Below are 20,185 nucleotides of genomic sequence, written 5' to 3'. Positions count from 1 at the left end.
CCTACCTTAATGGATTATTGTCGGTTTGAGGCACTTCAAAAACTGAGATGCTCCCCACTATCACAGTTTCATCTTAAAGCACTTGATATTCTCGTTACTGTTGTTGGAATGAACTTTGGTAAAACAGCTTTAGTTTTTCCTAAAGACTGTCCCGCTATTTTTAGCTGCAAAAGCACATTATTGAAAAATTCAGAGATCAATCCATATTTTCTGGTGACATATCTCTCTTGCAAACACGGTTATAGATTAATCAGAAGAGGCAGAAGAGGGGCTGCACAACCAGGTATAAATCTTTTTGATTTGAGGACGGTTCCTGTCCCTATCTTTAGTCGCTCTTTTCAATATCAATTAGAGATGATTGTAAATAATTATTGTCAATCACTAAAGGAAGAATCAAAAGAACTCTATCAACAAGCTGAGGATTTGCTGTTGTCGGAGCTTGGCTTGAAGGACTGGCAACCCACAGAAGAAAGCGTTGCCGTCAAGAGTTTTGCTGAGTCGTTCCTGTCTTCCGGTCGCCTTGATGCTGAGTATTACCAACCTAAATTTTATGAGGTTGAAAGTAAAATCAAAGCAAATGGATTTGTTCTAACTAAAGATATTTGCTCTCATATTAACTATGGCTCAGTACCAACAAGTTCTTACACAGAGAATGGTGAAGGTATTCCATACATCAAAGGGCTAAATCTTAAAAATGCAGAAATTGTTACCGTTCAACTGGATAGAATAATTAATACTGAAAGTTTAGCCTCAAAGGTTTATACAAAAAAAGGGGATATTGTTATATCCCAAATGGGGACAGTAGGTAATTGCGGAGTGGTTGAAGATGAACAAAAAGGATGGATATTTGCTTCCTTTACCATCAGAATCAGGCTCAAAAACCAAGCTGATTTTAATCCGCATTTCGTTGCCCTTTATATTGATAAAGTCGCTAGACCCTATTACTTAATGCGTAATATTGCTCAAGCTAGCGTTAGGCAAAATACAGACTTACCAACCATCAAAAATATGTATATTCCACTTGTTACCAAAGATGTACAGCTTTTAATAGCTGAGAAAATCCAAAATGAGAAAGATGCAAAATCAAAATCCAAGCAACTGCTAGAAATTGCTAAAACAGGAGTAGAAAGAGCGATCGAAACTGATGAAGCGACAGCAACGGCTTGGATCAATCAGCAACTTGAAGCCTTGGGCATTAATCTAACCACTACCACTTAATATCTTGGATTAGCAATGAAAGCAGTTAAAGTCATGGCAACGATTAATGAGCAAGGACAACTCACCTTAGATCATCCTCTCGTAACTAATAAAAATAGCCGCGTAGAAGTTATTATTCTAATTCCAGAAGAGAAAGTTCTAGATGATCAATCTCAAGCAGAAGTCTTAGCAGATTTCCGGCAAGCTTGGCACGAAGCCATGACTGGGCAAACTATCCCGGTGGCTCAACTTTGGGAAGGGCTTGAAAATGACTGAATTCGTGAGAGTATGATTTCTGTGCAATCACCCCTCTCGTCTTCATGCCGACAAATGATTCTGAACTTCAAGCTCAAGCTCGGAAAATTCTGGATGCGATCGCCTTTATTCCCTTTGAGCAATGCCAACCCTTGACCCGTGATTTTGCGACCATTCTGGTTCGTCCTGGCATCTATGCAATCAGGCACAAGACTGACGGATTGCTCTACATCGGTAAAACCAAGAGCTTGCGGGGGCGTTTCAGTGGTGGACATAAAGCTTTTTTGTGGGCGTGGCTCGATAAGTATAACGATGAAGATGTGCGAATCGCAGTGCAATTCATTTCAACATTGGGAAAACCCTACGTTACTATAGGAGCTAGAAGCCATTATTTTAAGAGCCACCGAACCTCCTTACAACGTCCAAATTCCAATCGAAGGGTAGTAAAGCGATGCAAGCCAAACTCCAAGAGCAACTTTCCCCCAATGATGCCGAAGTTATTTTAGGATGCTTACCTGAACGAATTCGCGCCGCTCTTATTGCTCGTGCTACTGAAATTGAATATCCAATCGAAGCAGTTATTGAGATGGCAATTGCAAGTTTTCTGGATACAGAGGCGTTGGGTTTTGCAGATTGCAAGCCAGGGCGTGGACAATAAAACCGTCAACTAGCGATCGCAGGCGGCGGGACTGGCGAAAGATATTGGTGTGGATAAAGAGGTTACTTGCAGCAGATCAACCGAAACATTAGAAGCCGACAAGAAACGCGATCGCTTGGAAGAAAAACGGAATTTGTTATGCTTCACATCAAGTTCTAATTTCTGCTCTCACGACTGAAGTCTCAGCAGTGGGATGAATACAGAAGCCCAATTTTTCGCAGACTCTTTGCATTGCAGAATTTTCAGTCAGGATTTTGGTACTAATTAGCGTGAGTTTGACGGATAAGAAAGACCAAAAAGGTTACTATATAAATTTGCTCAACTGGGTAGACCATAAGGCGATCGCTAGCCGCACAAGCCCTCTCAATTTTTGGCGGCTACAGCGATGTCATGGCAGCGCGTGGTATTGGTTTTGCCAGTTTATCTTCTAAAGAATTTACACCAGCGATGATTAAAGCCGTCTTTGATAACTTTCCCCACTCCCCACTGATCATATGCGAACATAATTAAGTTGTAGCTGACTACCTGTATAGAGATTTAAAATGGATACCATTGTAATCTCTGTTGTGAATCGCCCAGTAGATGCCACGGTAGAGACTCCTGTTTCTAAAAGTATTACCAATCAGGCATTACTCGTCGCGACCTTAGCGCAAGGTGACTCAATCTTAGAAAATGCCTTATTTCGTGAAGACTGGCATTTGCTGTCACTGGCTTAAAGGTTCCAGGCATTATAATAAAAGACCCTGGTTGTACAGCGAAAACTTTTCCCGATTACTTTACTCGATTTTTCCAGATGTTAGAACAATAAAAGGTGAATTGCAATGTCAAATATTCGAGAAGGAATGCCTGTACTTACCCGTCATCAAGGAGATTGGGTAGGAACTTATACATTAATTGATACAACAGGAAAAATCCTTGACAAGTATGAGTCTCACTTAACTTGTCAATTTCCAGAAAATGGCCCTCATCCCTACTACCAAATCAATCGCTACAAGTGGTCTGATGGGAAACGAGAAGAGTATGAATTTCCAGGAAGCTATAAAGAGAATAAGCTCTGGTTTGACACCGATCGCATTCAAGGAAAAGCTTGGGAAGCCGATGATTCACTTGTTATTTTGTGGTTTACTTATAAGACAAACCCAGAAATGAGCTTATATGAAATGATCTACATTAGTCCTGACAATAACAATCGTGCCCGCACTTGGCATTGGTTTAAGAATAATCAAATCTTTCAACGCACCCTAATTCAAGAAGAACGGCTAAGATAGTAATTTCTCCCCTCAAAGATAACCACTCATTATTCTCCAGTCCGCTCAGAGATAACCACTGAATTATACTACCCCACTTTATTCTCCAGTCCGCGCAGGCGGACTTCGTTTATGTAGCCAAGCCAGTATGTTCGGCGGGCAAAGCCCGACTTGAAGCAACTGGCGTGCGACTTCCAGTCGTTAGGCAAAAGATGAGTTATCAAGGCACATTCCCTATAACTCTCATCTTAAATTTCAACTTAGTAAGGTACACGCATGGCCAAAGGTGACAAAATAAACTTTTCTACCCCTAGCGGGTTTCCAGAATTTCTGCCTAGCGAAAAGCGTTTAGAATTATATTTATTAGATATTATCCGTAGAGTTTTTGAAAGCTATGGATTTACGCCCATCGAAACACCTGCTGTAGAACGCTTAGAAGTGCTGCAAGCTAAAGGTAATCAAGGCGACAATATCATTTATGGAATCGATCCCATATTGCCACCAAATCGACAAGCCGAGAGAGATAAATCGGGCGAAACTGGTTCGGAAGCAAGAGCTTTAAAGTTCGACCAAACAGTTCCTTTAGCGGCGTACATTGCCCGTCACCTGAATGAATTAACCTTTCCCTTTGCTCGTTATCAAACCGATGTAGTTTTTCGGGGAGAACGGGCGAAAGATGGGCGTTTTCGTCAGTTCCGTCAGTGTGATATTGATGTAGTTGCTCGTCGTGAACTTAGCTTGCTCTATGATGCTCAGATGCCTGCAATTATCACGGAGATATTTGAAGCAATTAATATTGGTGATTTTCTGATTCGCATCAATAACCGAAAAGTTCTTACTGGTTTCTTTAAATCACTGGGAATTGCCGAAAATCAAATTAAATCGTGTATTGGTATTGTTGATACTCTAGAAAAGATTGGTGAAAGTAAAGTAAAACAAGATTTAGAAAAAGAAGGAGTTTCAGCCGAACAGGCACAAAAAATTATTGAATTTATCAAAATAGACGGTTCAGTTGATGAAGTCTTAGATAAGCTCAAGCACCTTGCTCAAAATCTGCTAGAAACCGAACAATTGAGCTTAGGAGTTACTGAATTAGAAACGGTAATTGCTGGAGTGCGTAATCTCGGAGTTGCCGAAAACCGTTTTTGTATTGATTTATCCATTGCCCGTGGTCTTGATTACTATACTGGCACAGTTTACGAAACAACCCTATTAGGACATGAAGCTTTAGGTAGTATTTGTTCTGGTGGTAGATATGAAGAATTAGTCGGGGTATTTTTGGGTGAGAAAATGCCTGGTGTAGGTATTTCTATTGGCTTAACTCGTTTAATTAGTCGCTTGTTAAAAGCTGGGATTCTTAGTATTTTAGCTGCTACACCAGCCCAAGTGATGGTAGTGAATATGCAAGAAGATTTAATGCCCACTTATTTAAAAGTTTCTCAACATCTGCGTCAGGCGGGAATTAATGTGATAACTAACTTTGATAAGCGTCCCTTGGGTAAACAATTTCAATTAGCAGACAAACAAGGAATTCAATTTTGCGTAATTATTGGTTCTGAAGAAGCAGCAGCACAAAAGTCATCGCTCAAGGATTTGAAAACAGGCGAGCAAGTAGAAGTACTACTAGAAAATTTGGCTGAAGAAATAAAAAAATGCTTACTTAAAAGTTGATTTATAAAGTAACAATTGTTTATTACAATCTGCCTCATATACCGTACTTATTTGGAAGTCCTTTATGAGTTTGTCTGATCTCCCTAATCTCTGGGTTCCTCTAGTACTTTTAGGTTTAATTGTTATGGCTGCTGTATTTTTCAGCCGCAGCAATTGATATTTAAAGCATTACAGTTGAGATGGAAGTTCAGTTGTATGTTTGCTATTGTCACACCCGATACAATTCATTTGCCCCCAGGCGCGGTAATACGCCTACCTGGAAGTTGGCAAGATTATCAAGCACTGAATGAACAACTAGGCAATCGCTCCTCTCCTCGTATTAAGTATCGAGATGGAGAAATTATTTTGATGGCACCGCTACCAGAACATGGGCGTAAAGTAAGTGTAATTGCAGATGTAGTAAAAGTTTTGCTCGATCATCTGGGACAAGAATACGAGGCATTTACCCCAATCACAATGGAACTACCACAAAAAAGTGGTATAGAACCAGACTACTGTTTTTATATTCAAAACTGGGAGGCAATCGCAGGTAAAGATCGTATTAATTGGGGTGTCGATCCATCACCCGATTTAGTGGTGGAGATAGACATCACCAGCTACACTGATGTAAATGACTACCTACCTTATCAAGTACCAGAAGTTTGGTTGTTCAAGAAGAACCAGCTTGTAATTTACAGATTGCAAGGCGATCGCTACACTGTTGAAACCAGGAGCCATTATTTCCCCTACATTAATGTGTCAGAAGTAGTCATAGAGTCTCTAAAAATTGCCTACGAGCGTAATACTAGCGCTGCTATTCGGGAATTACGGCGGAAATTGGCCAGTGAGAATTAAATATTTTGATTTTGCGATGCCCTCTCTACGAGACGCTTTGCGAACGGCGGGCTACGCCAACGCAGACAATTTTCATTAACTACGCCTACTTGGTACGATAAAGTACAGAATGTCACAACTTACTTTCAAGTAAATAGAAAAGGAATGCGTATATGGGAAAAGGGAGATTAGAAGCATTCAGTGATGGGGTGATTGCCATCATCATCACCATTATGGTGCTGGAAATCAAAGTGCCGCATGGATTTGATTTAGCTGCGCTACGTCCGCTGATTCCAGTATTTCTCAGCTATGTGTTGAGTTTTATTTATATCGGCATCTACTGGAACAATCACCACCACCTATTACAAGCAGTCCGACACGTTAATGGTCGTATCCTTTGGGCTAATCTGCATCTGCTGTTTTGGTTATCGCTAATCCCCTTTGTCACTGGCTGGATGGGCGAGAATCACTTTGCCGCCATACCAGTTGCCTTTTATGGTACGGTGTTGTTGTTGGCTGCGATCGCTTATTTCATCCTTACCCGCGTCCTCATTGATCATCACGGCAGAGATTCGACTCTAGCGATCGCAGTCAGTGGAAACTTTAAGGAAAAAATATCAGTGGTGTTTTATGCTGTGGCAATTCCACTTGCCTTTGTGAACTCATGGTTTGCCTGTGCATTATACGCTTTAGTCGCAGTCATCTGGCTGATTCCTGACCGTCGGATTGAGAAGACTCTCACTTCCTAAACGAATTACGAATTACCTACAAGTGCAATACCTAAACACAAAAAATATCAAAACGGCAAAACCAGTTGCGGCATAAAACACACTGCTAATTCCGCCAAAACCAAAGGCATAACCCATCAATAAGGGCCCTAATGTTTGTCCTAATCCATAAAATGTCCCATTTACCGATATAATCGTCGCCAAATATTCTCTTGGTGCTAAATCTGCTAAAAGTGTTTGGATGCTAGGAAAATTAATACCAAGTCCAATCCCAAAAATTGTACTCGGAATTAATAGTAACCAGATATTTGACACAAAGGGAACTATTAACATCCCTAAAGCATAAAAAACATAAGATGCACTAATTAAACTTGTGGCGGGAAATCTTCTCGCTAATCTACCTAACTGGGAAGCTGTGATGGTAATTGCTAGGGAAACACTAGAAAGTAACAATCCAATAATGGTGGGCGGCGCTTTGAAGGTATCGTTAATTAGCTGTGGTAAATATGTGACATAAGCGCCATAAAGGAAAACAAAGTTAGCAGCACTGGCAACAAAAAGTCCAAATAGCTGACGATTTTTCAGAACTTTTACGGCATTTTTCAAATACTCTTTGAGGTTGCGATCGCCTTTTGGTTCGGGATTCTTAAGTGCAAACAATACCAACAACCCAAGAGGAATCGCTAATATGGGCAACATGAAGGGATAATACCAGCCCATTGTTGCTAATGCGCCACCGATTATTGGATAACTTGCTGTGCCGATGCTGCTAATACTGGCATTGTAACCCATTGCCGTAGTCCGTCTGTCTCCGGTGTATAAATCGCCGATTAAGGTGATACTCAGAGAAAGCAAAGAAGCAGCACCAATTCCTTGCAGCAAACGTAACCATAGCAATAAATTAAAATCGCGGGCAAAGGCGCAAGCAGTCCCAGCTATGCCAAATATAAATAGTGAAGGAACAATAATTCTCTTTCTGCCCCATCTATCGGCAAGAATACCAATAACTGGCCCTAAAATCAGAGATGGTAATGTAAATGCTGTAATCAGTAAACCCAAATTCTTCGGATTGATATTTAAGTCTTTAGCTAACTTAGGAAAAGCCGGAGTCACGCTAGAAACTCCGATAACAGCAATCAATACAACTGCACAAATAATCTGAAAGTTTAACTCTAAATAAATAGGTTTTTGGTATTGAAAATCTTTACGATCTTTTGGTGAATTCATGTTATTTACTATGTAGATAAAGCAAGACAATTAAGTTAATAGCAATTTTATATGAAGATGCACGTTATAAAATCCCCCTGCTGGCTCCTTTTAGAAAAGGGGTAAAAGATATTGCAGCTTCACAAAGAAACAGTATAAAGCTCAAAGTCATGTAAATCTAAATATTCTTTCCAACAATGAAAATATAATAGTTTGTAACTTCTGTTCGTCGTACTTTCTAGATAGAGAAAGGGAATTATAACTAATTAGCCGGACATGATATTAATACAAACTTTTTTATCCCACATTTAGCAATCCGTTTTCATCGTCAGGTAGTACGGGCGTGTTCTCCTATTTGGACAAATATAAAACCGAAAAGTTTTGCAACTGACAAATTATATTTTTGATTTAGAGATGACTGTGATTCCTTTAAGTGGTCTGAAGTTCTAAAAATGGGTAGTCGGTGTATCCTGTGGCGTCAGGGGCATAAAATGTTTTTGGATCTGGGGTGTTCAAATGGGCGTTAAGTTCTAAGCGTTTTGGTAAGTCAGGATTAGCAAGATATAACTTGCCAAAAGAAACTAAATCTGCATTGCCACTAGTAAGAATACTATCTCCTATTGGGCGATCGTAGCCACCATTGGTAATCAAAGTACCTTGGAATACTTGGCGGAAGTAGGGTGTAACAGGGTTCATGACTTCGCGGGTTGTTAAATCGACTTCATTCGGTTCCATCAGGTGAAGATAGGCAAGTCCAAAAGGGTTAAGAGCATTGATAGCATAACCAAAAGTTTCTTGAGGGTTGGAGTCATGCATTCCATAAAAAGTGTTACTTGGCGAAAGTTTGATACCAACCCGGTTTGCACCCCAAACGCTAGCAACTGCTTCTACAACTTCTAAGAGGAATCGGCTACGCTTTTCTATTGAACCGCCATACTCATCTGTGCGCTGGTTCGAGCCATCTTGGAGGAATTGGTCGATTAAATAGCCAAATGCACCGTGAAGTTCAATCCCATCAAAACCAGCTGCCAAAGCATTTTCGGCACCTTTGCAAAATTGCTCAACAATCTCGGAAATTTCTGGGGTTTCTAAAGCACGGGGAGTTTCCAACGATACTTTACCTATGGGTGTATGGAGTGAGCCAATCCCAGCGATCGCACTAGGAGCAACTGGCAACTCTCCACCAAGTAAAGCTGAGTGAGAAACTCTCCCAGAATGCCAAAGTTGCAAAAAAATTCTGCCTCCTTGTTCATGTACTGCATTAGTTGTCAACCGCCATCCTGCCACTTGTTCTTCTGAGTAAATTCCTGGGCAGTTAATGTATCCTAAACTTCGAGGTGAAACCATTGTACATTCGGTAACGATCAGCCCAGCACTAGCGCGTTGGGTATAGTAAGTTGCCATTAGCGAGTTGGGGATGCTTGCAATTGCCCGTAAACGCGTCATCGGTGCCATTACGATCCGGTTTGGTAGCGTGTAAGGGCCAAGCTGAACTGGTGTGAAAAGATTGATATTGGAATTCATCGCTTAAATTTCTCGGCGTTGCACATTACTGGCTGAGGTTTTGAAACGGGGAATATCGCTTTTATGAGGAGAGTTTTTCCTCACGCGATTCCACCGTTGACACGAATATTTTGCCCAGTGATCCATCTGGCTTCGTCGCTAGCGAGAAATGCTACTACATCGGCGATTTCTTGCACATCTCCGAGTTTATTAAAAGCAGCCATTTGGGCTAAACGATCTATCTGTTCTTGTGTTTTGCCTTCTCGAAACAATTCTGTATCGATGGGGCCAGGAGAAATAACATTAACTGCGATCGCTTTTGCACCCAATTCTTTAGCTAGTACTCGCGTAATTTGTTCAACAGCACCCTTGGTTCCTACATAGGCACTATAAGTTGGCAGCATCATCACCGTAGTTGATGAGGAAAAGTTGATAATCCGTCCCCCTTCTGATATATGTTGCGCGGCTTGTTGGCAAGCAAAATAAGTGCCTTTGACGTTAATGGCAAAAATCGCGTCGAAATCTTCTTCACTCACCTCAGTAATTGGTTTATAGAAGGCGATTCCGGCATTATTGACCAAAATATCGACTTTACCAAAGCGCTCAAGTGTTTGCTTAAATAATCGTTCGATGTCGGGTACTTTGCTAATATCAGCTTGAATAGCGATCGCCTCTACTCCCAACTTTTCAATTTCTGCAACAACTTCTTGTGCTTTGCCTGCATTACCTGCATAGTTAACGACAATAGATGCCCCGTTACCAGCTAATTTTAGTGCGATCGCTCGTCCAATTCCCCGCGATGCACCAGTGATAATTGCAACTTTTCCGGCTATTGATGCCATAGATTAATCGAGTTTTATTTTGGTTCACTAAAGTGATTATCTGCTCTTACAGTACTGTTCCAAGGTTAAATTTAGTGATCGCTGCTAAAACTATCGACTTGATTCCAGCCGAAATCCCGCCAGCGAATTTAAGTAAGTCTCAGGCGCGAGAAATGAAAATACTTTGCAAAAGGTGAGGATACGTGGCCTCTTGGCGGCATCTTCACAGCAGATTAAGATTTGCTACGGCTTGGCGAATATTGTTGAATATGTTGAGCTAAATTGACTTTTTGAGTGTTTTTTGAGCTAAACACGATGCCTACGACAGTAAACTACGCCCTACCGAACTTGACAGAATTTAAGTGCTGATGACACAGGTATTGTCTTGACCATAGTCTACAAACATCTTTTATAAATTGTCTGTCTTCGTTAACCAAAAGCTCATCTGGTCAATCAAATCTGCATAGATTAAATTATTTGAAGAAGGGGTTTTGTGAACCTATCTCAGATTCAATTTCAATCGGACACGTTGGCTCAGATAAGCGTGTTCCATTAAATTTATAAGTAGTGCCGTTGGAATTGATAGCATTACCACTTATCCTCTGATCTGGAAGAGAAGAGTCTCGTCTTACTTCACCGCTAAGTGCGACACTTTCTTCTGAAGTTGGATTTGTGACTGCTTGCCAATTTCTCCGATCCTGACCTAGATTTGTACGGCTGTAAGTAGCGTCTAGCCGACCAAAGCGTAGGCTGCTACCATCGGCGTTAAATTCAAAACAAGCAGTAAAATTATCTCCCTGACTCGAATTAAGATTGACATTATAACTTTTGCCCTCCACTCCAGCTTGTACTGGCGCAGCCAACAACATTATCTGTCCAAGTAAACAAGTTAAAACTAAACCACATTTAGATTGGTTGATTTTCACTGACATAATTGTTTACCTCTGTTACGTAATCAAGTAATTGCTTACTTTTACTCATTGGTGACAGGTTAAAGTCATTAACCATTTGTCAATAAGTAATGGTGATTAAATTTAGTAAAAATCGAGGTTGCAAACGTAAATTTCCAGCCTGTGATGCCTTTGCATAGCGTCTCATAGACAAGACTAGCTACGCCTACACATATTTAAAAGTATCGTTCATCCTTGCCTTAAAATTTAGTATAAAGCTTAATTAGAGACTTGATAGCATAGATAATTTACAGCGTAAGTAGGTGGGCGTAAATATTTGTCGTTGGGATAAGGCAGGAAGCAGGATAGCGCAGCGTTAGCGAGTCCGCGAGCGTCGGCAGGAGGCGGGAGGAAAGAGGGTTTTAGCCTCGTTCATTTTTGTTAACATAGTTTGGTTTTATTCTGCCGACCTACTTAATCACTATTGACAAAACGAGTTATATCTTATAAATGTTTACGAATGCTTTCTTTTTAGGAGAAAAGAATGGAAGTGAATTCAGCGTGTATTGCTATAGATATATACGTAGAGACTACTTTACAAGTTCTCCAACAAAGAGCGATCGCTATAGTTAACGCTCTTGGGTGAAGATTGGTAGGAGACAAGATTGAGACTTCTCCCCTGCTCCTCCTCTCTACTCCCCTTAATTAAAATTCTGGAACGATCGCAACACCATCCCTAAGATTAAGCAACCCTGAAATAATAACTTTATCTTCTGGCTGTAATCCTTCAATAACTTGGTAATTATTACCTTTAATCTCGCCTAGCTTCACTCGCCTTTGCCGAGCTACTTGTTGGGATACACCTTGGGGAGATGTCTTTTCAACTACATAAACAAAAGTGTCTCCGCCTACACGAGTCATTGCTGTTGTGGGAATTAAAACTCCGGGGCGCTGATTCCAGAACACTCTAGTCCTGACCAATTGATCTGCACGTAGCTGACCGTTAGTGTTATCAAAAAGTGCTTTAATCAGTATCGTTTGTGTTTCATTGCTGGCATTAGGTGCAATAAAAAATATCCTACTTCTACCAAGCTTTTGACCTTGTGTGTTCATCACCTCTACTGGCATACCCTTACGCAATTGGGGCCCTTGCTGTAGTGGTACAGAGATATTCACTTCTAAAGGTCGATTTTGCGTGATATGAACTAATGGTGTGGAAGTATTAACTATATCACCGACTTTCACAGGGATGTTGCCAACAGTGCCACTAAAAGGAGCGGTAATTTTGTCAGACTGGGGCTGTTGTGTTTGAGTATTTACATTAGATTGCTGCAAGGATTTTTCAGCCTGCAAAATCGTGGCTCGTTGTGCTTGAATCCTGGAATCTATTGCATCCAGACTAGTCTTAGCATTGGCAAGCCGATTAGCAAACTGATTGCTAGTCTGTCGAGACACGGCTCCTTGTTCAGCTAGGCTAACAAACTTTTCGTAGTTCTGCTGGTACAATTGCACATTCGCAACGTAGGATGGTCGTTCTGTTTCTAAAGATTTGAGGGTGGCGCGGGCATTTGCCAGTTGCATTAAAAATGCTTGAGGTAGATTATTATTTCTCGCGATCGCTGCCTGTGGCGTAGGATCTACTTGGAGAATTGCCGCTCTTTCGACGATTGGATCTCCCGATTTTACAAGTATCTGGGTAACTTGACCCTGAATCCTTGGCTGGAGCGTGACTGAGCGCAGGGATTTTAGACTAGCAATAAAATCTGAACTTTCCTCAATTATGCCGTTTTGTACTGTTGATATTTTGACTCTTACCCCTTGAGGTTGAGCGTTAACAGTTAAAGGTGCTGAATTTTGCGGAGTGAGTAAACGCCAAACTAGAGTTGCTCCGCCCCCTAAAAATAGGAGTACGGCTAAACTCAACCAAAGCCACCGCCGTTTTCCAGAAGGTGGCTCAAATGACGTTTGTGGAGTTTTTTCTCCAAAATCAGTTTGAGGCTCAGGGGATGTCATGGCTTTTGAGGAACTTAAGGAACAAATTAACTAGAATTCAATCAAAATTTCATCTGTTGATTTGGAAATTACTGATTTAGCATGAGGTTTTGTGGCAAATTATGTGTTATACCCATTCAAATATACAGTTTTGATGATTCTGTCTAAATCTACCGAAAGGTGAATCCGCTCTTTAAATTTCTGACTTCAACTGTATCCTTCAAAAAGTCGGGGATTATTTTGTTCATAACTCCTGTACAGATTTCTATAGATACATTGACATAATTTTATCGGAATCACTTTTATCTACAGCAGATTTCAAATTGGTGAGGTACACAAGCTAAGTCTGTTACCCAGGTATAAAGCGTATTTTACTCCTGAATTTTGTTTAAAGTATAAAAATATACTAATAATTTATTTGTTTCAGACATTGAAATTCAAACTAGCTACCACAATCAGCTCACCACGTTGAACTCATATTGTATTAAGTAGTAAGAATAACTGTTAAATATTGATGCAAAATCGGGTAATTTCTTGAATTTGCTTCGGAAAGTTTCAGATTATGTTTTCAACCATTAATAAATTTCAGGAGCAAACCAGGTGTTGACTTCAACCTTACTCGCTGCTGCAACCACACCTCTGCAATGGAGTCCTACAGTTGGACTGATCATGATTATTGCTAATATCATTGCCATTGCCTTTGGCAAATCTACCATCAAGTATCCCAACGCAGAACCAAAACTACCCTCAGTCAATTTCCTTGGTAATTTTGGTGTACCAGCCCTTTTAGCAACTACCGCCTTTGGTCATATCTTAGGAGTAGGTACTATCTTAGGGCTGCATAACCTGGGAAGAATTTAGGTTCTTACCCAAGTTAGCCTTTATTTGATGATTCTTTTGTCTCCAGGTTTGAGTCAGAGAACTAACACTCTCTGGCTCTTTTTTATCTAAATGGATGCTTTAGTCCAATAACTCAACTCAAAACTACGTCAATGACAACCTGACATTGCTCAATAAATGCGCGATGTCTAGCGCTGGCTACGCCTATGCACTTCTAAAAGTAGCTTTAGAAGCCAAGCAAAAAGGCAAACCTATTTGGGTTGCAGATAATAACCAAAATATTGAAACTGAAATTATTGGTATCTAAACAGCATGACAGATATAACAGATTTATCAAAAATCATTGCCAGCAAAAGCAACAACCCGCTAATTTTGCCATCTGTAAACTTGCAGTCACAAGAAGACTTAGAACTTGAGCGAAAACTACGAGAACTCAAGTTTAAACAAGAACTAAGAAAAGATTGGATTTTATTTATTGTCAGGGATGTAATAATTTTCCCTGCTGCCATCCTTTTTATTTTTGCTCTCAGTGGTTATTCTCTATTTACTCATATTCATCGGTGACATATCTGGCTACAATTTTTAATCGACCGCAGAGGCGCAGAGTCTAAAGAGAAAAGAGAGATGTTAACAATTCAAAATTCACGCATTCAAAATTCAAACATTTTAGACATTTTCAGACGGGGATTTAAACCCCGGCTGAAACTGATCGGAGACGGAGTGGCTCCGACTCCGCACTACGTATAGACGTAGGGGTCTTAAACCTTTTAATTTACGATAAAGTTCACAAATAATTTGAAATTGTTGTAAATTATTTCTCTTGTGTCTATGTTTCTGTAGTTATTGAAAAAATCCTATAACTGATCTAGCCCCGTACAATTACGTAAATAATTTTGCAGAGGACGAAGCAACTTGCTATAAGTAGACTCATCTTTATATCCACACAAATTCTGCTGGATATAAAGTAAGAACCTAATGAAAATAATCTAAAAATATGGGGCTTTTAATATTTTCTGTTGCTTTAGTTGCCATTGTTGCTGTAATTATCATTAATGCCTACAACGATTTAGTTAAGTATCGCAACCGTTACAAAAATGCTTACTCTCAAATCGATGTTCAATTACAACGTCGCTATGATTTAATTCCCAACTTGGTGGAAACAGCTAAAGGGTACATGAAACATGAGCGAGAAACCTTAGAAGCAGTTATTGCCGCCCGGAATTCTGCAATTAACGCTAGCAGTCGCGCCGCACAAAATCCTGGCGATCCCCAAGCGATGCAACAGTTGGGCAATGCTGAAGGGGCGCTGACGGGTGCGTTAAGTCGGTTGATGGTAATTTCAGAATCTTATCCAGAATTGAAAGCCGATCGCGCCATGACTCAGGTAATGGAAGAACTATCTTCCACCGAAAACCGGATTGCTTTTGCCCGTCAGGCTTTTAATAACGCGGTGACACTTTACAACACCAAAAGCGAATCTTTTCCTAGCAATCTTGTGGCAAATACTTTTAACTTTACTGTTGCAGAATTGCTCCCTGAAGCTACTCCAGAAATAAGAAATGCTCCACGCGTGTCTTTTTAGGTATCTATGAATTTCTTTGAACATCAGGATCGGGCACGCCAAAATACGCAACAATTAATCGGGTTATTTTCCCTGTCGATCGCAGTCATGATTATGGCAATTTATATTGCCAGTTTATTTCTGTTTCGCATGGCTTTTCGTGTTTGGTGGCATCCAGGGTTATTTCTCTACGTGGCTGGGATTACAATAATTGCGATCGCAGTGGGAAGTTTATACAAAATTGCCTGTCTCCGACAGGGCAAAAGCGTAATTGCCCAAGAGTTAGGAGGAAGACTCCTGCTACCAGAAATAGCCGATGAACAAGGGCGACAACTATTAAATATTGTCGAGGAAATGGCGATCGCTTCTGATATTTCTGTCCCACAAGTTTATCTCCTTGAAAGAGAAACCAGCATTAATGCCTTTGCTGCCGGATTTTCGCCCAATGATGCTGTAATTGGAGTTACCCGTGGAACTTTGCAACATCTGAATCGGGATGAGTTACAAGGAGTCATCGGCCACGAATTCAGTCATATACTCAATGGAGATATGCGGCTGAATTTGCGTTTAGTGGGACTACTGCATGGGATTTTGTTCATTTATTTAACTGGGGAATTGCTCTGGCGGATTCGTGGTACTTCCCGCGAAGACAAGGGTTTGCCTTTGTGGGCTTTTGGTTTAGCATTAATGGCAATTGGCAGTATCGGATTACTCTGCGGACGACTGATTAAAGCCGCCGTCTCTCGTCAACGTGAATTTCTCGCCGATGCTTCGGCTGTACAGTTCACTCGCAACCCTAACGGACTTAACGGAGTCTTTCAAAAACTCCAACAGATGGATTCACGGTTAATATCGCCGGGTGCAGAAGCCGCTAGCCACATGTTTTTTGGCAATGCCCTCAACCCGGATTTCTGGGAAAATATGTTTTCTACTCACCCACCTCTAGCAGAACGTATCTGTCGTGTTGGAGGTTTGAACGTCAGCAATTTAGCAGCAATGCCATCTCGCAATCAAATGCGTTCCCCTTCCCAGGAATCCTTAACAATGGGCTTTACTGGTGGTGACAGCGCCACACCAAAACACGTTGTAAACCAAGTTGGAAGCGTTACACCAGAGCATTTTGCCCATGCTCAAGCGCTGTTATCGCAGTTACCAGAATCTCTGCGTTTGGGCGTGCAGGAGCAGCAAAGTGCAATGGCGATCGCTTTGGCGCTAGCGTTAGATACGGAAAATCTCCAAATTCAAAAACGTCAAATTGCTTGGTTACGCGAGGTGCAGCCTGCTGATTTGGTAGAGAAAACCTTGGAACTAAGTAGCGAAATTAGCCAATTAGATCCCAGAATTCGCTTGCCACTCGTGGATTTGGCAGTACCCGTATTACGCCAAAATTCTGCCAAAGAATGCCAAAGGCTATGCAAATGCGTCCACGGTTTAGCTGTAGCCACCGGAAGTTTATCGCTATGGCATTTTGTGTTGCAGTTAATACTGTGGCATCGTCTTCAACCTAGTATAAATCCCACATCTACTACAACTGTAGAATTCACCTCCATCGAACAGATTTGGCCAGATAGTCTATTAGTATTGTCCGTAATTGCCCGTGTCGGACACTCCCAACCTGATACGTCTACTGAAGACATCGCCTATGCTTTTCGTTCTGGAGTTTTTCGACTTCCCAAAGCCGGAGAGCAAGAAAAACTAGAAATACCATTAAGTTGTAATTTTACTGAACTAAAGAAAAGTATTGAGCGTCTGCGTTTTGCCACTCCCAAACTCAAACAGGCTATTGTTGATGCTTGTGCCCACACGGTACTATTAGATAATAAAGTTACTCCTTTAGAAGCAGATTTACTCAGAGCGATCGCCATGACGCTAGAGTGTCCCATCCCCCCATTTTTAAACCCTCAGCCTAGTGTTTCCAAACAGAAACACCCTTCTCCAAAACGAAGTTAATGTAACGACCGAGACACGATTATATGTAACTTAACAAATAAAGTCCGCAAAAACGGACTTTTCCATTATTAAATGACCTTTTGCCAGAACAATAACCTGTTGCCTTGCGATTCTATTTACAGGCAATTAATTTGTTTTTTTATCCTAACTATTACATAGCAATCCAATTTTATTTGTGAGAATTGCAACCCGCAGATACCCGATTTCTTAAATAAGTCGGGGATCTGGTTTCTCACGAATAATTTAGGATTGCTATAGTATACAGCAGATTTTAAATTGGTGAGGTACATAAGCTAAGTCTGTTACCCTGGTATAAAGCGTGTTTTACTCTTAAATTCTGAATTATGCTGTAAATAGTTATCTTGGCAAAAGAGTATCATATTGTACAAAACTTCTTGAGATTGCCTATAAGTATTAACTTACCAGAAAAAGTTTAGACAAAATGCCAGCATTCTAGAAATTTGATTGCTATATTAGATTAAATAACTATTTTGGCAAGGGTTGAAAAGCTGTGCGGGATGATTTAGAGGACTTAGAAATTAGTCAAGATGATCTGCAAAAGCTGACTAATTTACCTGTCAATGGGGAACTTTTAATCATTACAAATCCTCTCAACAAATTAGCAAACATATATATACAAAAGCTTAAAAGTTCTGAAGGAGCAACTGTAGTTTTTATTGGATTTTCTACATTTATTTTTGTCTATATTTTCTTTGATGTAATTATTAAAATTTTTTTTACATGGATAACAATCCCATCTTGGATATTATTGATTTTCTTAGGTCTTTGGGTTGGTGGTCTGACACAAACTATCTTATATTTAATCTGGAAAAGTAGAAGTAAAATTGTTAAAGCTAATATGACAAAATCTCTACAAATCCTCTTAAAGGAGGTTAAGAGATATAATACTGTTATTAGAGTTATAGATATCAATGACCAAATAGAAGAAGCTGGTAATCCAGAAGTGACTATAAAGGAAAGAGAGGGTGTGCTCGAAGCACTTAAACTCACCAAAGCTGATTTAGTTCGCGCTTTGAAGACAGAAAGAATTTTAAGAGAGAATAAGAATTTTATCCTGAGTAATACAGAACTATTTGTCAACAATTTAGCAACTTTAACAGCTATGCAAGTAACAGAGGAGGCTACTGAGCATGGAAGGTTACTCAATGAAGCATTACAAATTGCATTAGATGTGCAATACGAGATGAAAAGATTACAGACTCAACGTTAAGATAATTCGTAATGACGCTCTCTACGAGACGCTAAAAGCGTAGCTTGTTTCCCCGGAGGGGTATGCGGACTCACTACCGCTGCGCTAACGTAATTCATAATTAAGTTTTGCAATGGTAATTTAGCTTGAACCGACAGAAGCCCCACGCCTGACCGGATAGGGCAGCGTGGGATGAATGGCGGGTGAGTTGACGACAGTGTAAAAGGCATGATGCAGAACCACAAACTAGCCAAATCCATTCACCAAATTGGATGGGGTATGTTTTGCACAATGCTGAAATACAAGGCAGAAATGTCAGGGAAAATTTATCTAGAAGTTGATAGATTTTTCCCTAGTTCAAAAACCTGTCATGTTTGCCTTAATCAAATTGGCACTCTACCACTAGATGTAAGATTCTGGACTTGTGAAAACTGCCAAACTAAGCATGATAGGGATATCAACGCAAGTATTAACCTCACAGACGAGGGACTACGGATTTTGACCTCTGGAACGGGGGATAAAGCCTGTTGTCTAGATGTAAGTCGAAGTAAGGGAGGACGCAAGAAATCCACTACTGCGCTTTGTGTTGGGCAGGAAGCCTACGGTGTACGCAAAGCGTCACCGTAGGTAGTTCACAAAGCACTCCTGAATTCACTCAGAATTCACTAAGAGTTAAAGAAAGCGTAGGTGCTGCCGATAAGTCCATAGACACTACTGGGTGAGTTGGCTTCCAATCTACTAGTAGGATATTTTCAATGGCTTTTTCCATAATCCTTCCCACGGTTGCGATCTCCGGTCTAACATAAAGAATATTCGTAAAGCGATCGCTTACCCGCATGGACTGGAAAGAAATTAGAGGGAACTGGGTAATCATTCCCCGAAATCCCATAGGTATCGTTCATTTTTTAGGCGGTGCATTTGTCGCCACTGCACCGCACATCACTTATCGCTGGTTACTCGAACAACTGGCAAGTAAAGGCTATGTTGTAATTGCTACGCCTTTTGTCAATACACTGGATCATACTGCGATCGCCAAATCCGTGCTGTTAAACTTTGACCGCACCCTCGAACGATTGCATGATTCTGGGGCATTACGCAAGCTTTACTTCCCTATCTACGGCGTTGGACACAGTATGGGCTGTAAACTCCATTTGCTGATTGGTAGCCTTTTTAAAGTAGAACGTGCAGGCAATATTTTAATATCCTTCAACAACTACGCCGCTAAAGAAGCTATTCCTTTAGTAGAGCAGTTCAACTCTACTTTGAAAATCGAATTTACCCCCTCGCCGTTGGAAACTAACAAACTTGTCCAAGAACATTACAATATCCGGCGCAATTTATTAATAAAATTTAGTAATGACACCATCGATCAATCGGCAGCTTTAACCAAAATCTTAGAAGAACGTTTTGATGAGATGGTGACAGCGCAAACGTTACCAGGAAATCATACAACACCTTTAGGTCAAGATATTAAATGGCAAACGGGAACATCTTTTACCCCCTTTGACGCTTTAGGGCAATGGTTCAAACAAGAAGCATACCGCGACTTAAACCAGTTAAAAAGCAACATTCTTTTATGGCTAAATCCTTTGGGAGCACCATAATATTTTATGACTGTTAAACAGTCGTAAATTCGATGAGTA

Annotated in this window: 23 protein-coding genes and 1 pseudogene; 18 read left to right on the top strand and 6 right to left on the bottom strand. The window is 40.6% G+C overall.

Translation table 11 applies throughout. From position 1 onward, the window contains the following. The 4 genes from HWQ58_RS00415 to HWQ58_RS00400 all read left to right on the top strand — a co-directional run. A partial coding sequence (locus HWQ58_RS00415; protein WP_292856492.1) for a restriction endonuclease subunit S occupies nucleotides 1-1,218 on the top strand: 1,218 nt, incomplete at its 5' end. Between the two features lie 15 nt (nucleotides 1,219-1,233). Next, nucleotides 1,234-1,473, top strand: coding sequence for a hypothetical protein (locus HWQ58_RS00410; protein WP_292856491.1), 240 nt, complete (start codon nucleotides 1,234-1,236; stop codon nucleotides 1,471-1,473). Nucleotides 1,474-1,517: 44 nt separating this feature from the next. Continuing rightward, nucleotides 1,518-1,958 carry a GIY-YIG nuclease family protein gene (locus tag HWQ58_RS00405; RefSeq protein WP_292856489.1) on the top strand — a complete coding sequence of 147 codons (441 nt, stop codon included), beginning with the start codon at nucleotides 1,518-1,520 and terminating at the stop codon, nucleotides 1,956-1,958. Further along, nucleotides 1,904-2,110 carry a hypothetical protein gene (locus tag HWQ58_RS00400; protein WP_104907658.1) on the top strand — a complete coding sequence of 69 codons (207 nt, stop codon included), beginning with the start codon at nucleotides 1,904-1,906 and terminating at the stop codon, nucleotides 2,108-2,110. Before HWQ58_RS00405 ends, HWQ58_RS00400 begins: the two co-directional genes overlap by 55 nt. A gap of 9 nt (nucleotides 2,111-2,119) precedes the next feature. Here HWQ58_RS00400 and HWQ58_RS00395 read toward each other — a convergent pair whose 3' ends face one another. Beyond that, complete coding sequence (locus HWQ58_RS00395; RefSeq protein WP_292856486.1) at nucleotides 2,120-2,257, bottom strand: hypothetical protein; 138 nt, start codon at nucleotides 2,255-2,257, stop codon at nucleotides 2,120-2,122. Between the two features lie 122 nt (nucleotides 2,258-2,379). Here HWQ58_RS00395 and HWQ58_RS00390 point away from each other — a divergent pair, with 122 nt between their 5' ends. From HWQ58_RS00390 to HWQ58_RS00365, 6 genes and pseudogenes are all read left to right on the top strand, one after another. Continuing rightward, a complete protein-coding gene (locus tag HWQ58_RS00390) occupies nucleotides 2,380-2,541 on the top strand; it encodes a hypothetical protein (protein WP_292856484.1) in 162 nt (53 codons plus the stop codon). 111 nt (nucleotides 2,542-2,652) lie between these two features. Continuing rightward, nucleotides 2,653-2,802 (top strand): annotated as a pseudogene (locus HWQ58_RS00385) (3-phosphoshikimate 1-carboxyvinyltransferase); the annotation flags it as partial. 129 nt (nucleotides 2,803-2,931) lie between these two features. Further along, nucleotides 2,932-3,378 (top strand): DUF3598 family protein, encoded by a 447-nt coding sequence (locus HWQ58_RS00380; protein ID WP_292856480.1) that lies wholly within the window; start codon nucleotides 2,932-2,934, stop codon nucleotides 3,376-3,378. A 255-nt stretch (nucleotides 3,379-3,633) separates the two neighbouring features. Next, a complete protein-coding gene (gene hisS / locus HWQ58_RS00375) occupies nucleotides 3,634-5,028 on the top strand; it encodes a histidine--tRNA ligase (RefSeq protein WP_292856478.1) in 1,395 nt (464 codons plus the stop codon). A 195-nt stretch (nucleotides 5,029-5,223) separates the two neighbouring features. Further along, nucleotides 5,224-5,862 carry a Uma2 family endonuclease gene (locus HWQ58_RS00370; RefSeq protein ID WP_292856476.1) on the top strand — a complete coding sequence of 213 codons (639 nt, stop codon included), beginning with the start codon at nucleotides 5,224-5,226 and terminating at the stop codon, nucleotides 5,860-5,862. A 152-nt stretch (nucleotides 5,863-6,014) separates the two neighbouring features. Continuing rightward, nucleotides 6,015-6,590 (top strand): TMEM175 family protein, encoded by a 576-nt coding sequence (locus HWQ58_RS00365; protein ID WP_292856475.1) that lies wholly within the window; start codon nucleotides 6,015-6,017, stop codon nucleotides 6,588-6,590. A 12-nt stretch (nucleotides 6,591-6,602) separates the two neighbouring features. Here the strand turns inward: HWQ58_RS00365 and HWQ58_RS00360 are convergent, their stop codons facing one another. From HWQ58_RS00360 to HWQ58_RS00340, 5 genes are all read right to left on the bottom strand, one after another. Next, on the bottom strand, nucleotides 6,603-7,796 hold the full coding sequence (locus HWQ58_RS00360) for an MFS transporter (protein ID WP_292856474.1): 1,194 nt from the start codon (nucleotides 7,794-7,796) through the stop codon (nucleotides 6,603-6,605). Between the two features lie 408 nt (nucleotides 7,797-8,204). Beyond that, on the bottom strand, nucleotides 8,205-9,299 hold the full coding sequence (locus tag HWQ58_RS00355; RefSeq protein ID WP_292856473.1) for an alkene reductase: 1,095 nt from the start codon (nucleotides 9,297-9,299) through the stop codon (nucleotides 8,205-8,207). Between the two features lie 80 nt (nucleotides 9,300-9,379). Beyond that, the gene (locus tag HWQ58_RS00350) at nucleotides 9,380-10,120 is read right to left on the bottom strand and encodes an SDR family oxidoreductase (RefSeq protein WP_292856471.1); all 741 of its coding nucleotides are present in this window, start codon (nucleotides 10,118-10,120) and stop codon (nucleotides 9,380-9,382) included. Nucleotides 10,121-10,572: 452 nt separating this feature from the next. Next, nucleotides 10,573-11,031 (bottom strand): hypothetical protein, encoded by a 459-nt coding sequence (locus HWQ58_RS00345; protein ID WP_292856469.1) that lies wholly within the window; start codon nucleotides 11,029-11,031, stop codon nucleotides 10,573-10,575. Nucleotides 11,032-11,694: 663 nt separating this feature from the next. Then, the gene (locus tag HWQ58_RS00340) at nucleotides 11,695-13,002 is read right to left on the bottom strand and encodes an efflux RND transporter periplasmic adaptor subunit (protein WP_292856467.1); all 1,308 of its coding nucleotides are present in this window, start codon (nucleotides 13,000-13,002) and stop codon (nucleotides 11,695-11,697) included. Between the two features lie 579 nt (nucleotides 13,003-13,581). Here HWQ58_RS00340 and psaK point away from each other — a divergent pair. From psaK to HWQ58_RS00300, 8 genes are all read left to right on the top strand, one after another. Continuing rightward, nucleotides 13,582-13,842 carry a photosystem I reaction center subunit PsaK gene (psaK, locus tag HWQ58_RS00335; protein WP_292856465.1) on the top strand — a complete coding sequence of 87 codons (261 nt, stop codon included), beginning with the start codon at nucleotides 13,582-13,584 and terminating at the stop codon, nucleotides 13,840-13,842. Nucleotides 13,843-13,987: 145 nt separating this feature from the next. Beyond that, entirely contained in the window at nucleotides 13,988-14,128 is a 141-nt protein-coding gene (locus HWQ58_RS00330) for a hypothetical protein (RefSeq protein WP_292856463.1), read from the top strand. Between the two features lie 5 nt (nucleotides 14,129-14,133). Then, entirely contained in the window at nucleotides 14,134-14,385 is a 252-nt protein-coding gene (locus tag HWQ58_RS00325) for a hypothetical protein (protein ID WP_292856461.1), read from the top strand. 430 nt (nucleotides 14,386-14,815) lie between these two features. After that, nucleotides 14,816-15,403 carry a LemA family protein gene (locus HWQ58_RS00320; protein ID WP_292856459.1) on the top strand — a complete coding sequence of 196 codons (588 nt, stop codon included), beginning with the start codon at nucleotides 14,816-14,818 and terminating at the stop codon, nucleotides 15,401-15,403. A 6-nt stretch (nucleotides 15,404-15,409) separates the two neighbouring features. Continuing rightward, nucleotides 15,410-17,332 (top strand): M48 family metallopeptidase, encoded by a 1,923-nt coding sequence (locus tag HWQ58_RS00315; protein ID WP_292856457.1) that lies wholly within the window; start codon nucleotides 15,410-15,412, stop codon nucleotides 17,330-17,332. Nucleotides 17,333-17,843: 511 nt separating this feature from the next. Continuing rightward, entirely contained in the window at nucleotides 17,844-18,563 is a 720-nt protein-coding gene (locus tag HWQ58_RS00310; RefSeq protein WP_292856455.1) for a hypothetical protein, read from the top strand. A 207-nt stretch (nucleotides 18,564-18,770) separates the two neighbouring features. Continuing rightward, entirely contained in the window at nucleotides 18,771-19,169 is a 399-nt protein-coding gene (locus HWQ58_RS00305; protein WP_292856453.1) for a zinc ribbon domain-containing protein, read from the top strand. Nucleotides 19,170-19,378: 209 nt separating this feature from the next. Further along, nucleotides 19,379-20,146, top strand: coding sequence for a DUF1350 family protein (locus HWQ58_RS00300; protein WP_292856451.1), 768 nt, complete (start codon nucleotides 19,379-19,381; stop codon nucleotides 20,144-20,146). The last annotated feature ends 39 nt before the right edge of the window (nucleotides 20,147-20,185 follow it).

This window comes from Nostoc sp. LPT (genome assembly GCF_017115165.1).
Taxonomy (GTDB): Bacteria; Cyanobacteriota; Cyanobacteriia; order Cyanobacteriales; family Nostocaceae; genus Nostoc.
The sequence above is the reverse complement of the archived record's forward strand: the minus strand, read 5'-3'. Positions and strand labels throughout refer to the sequence as shown.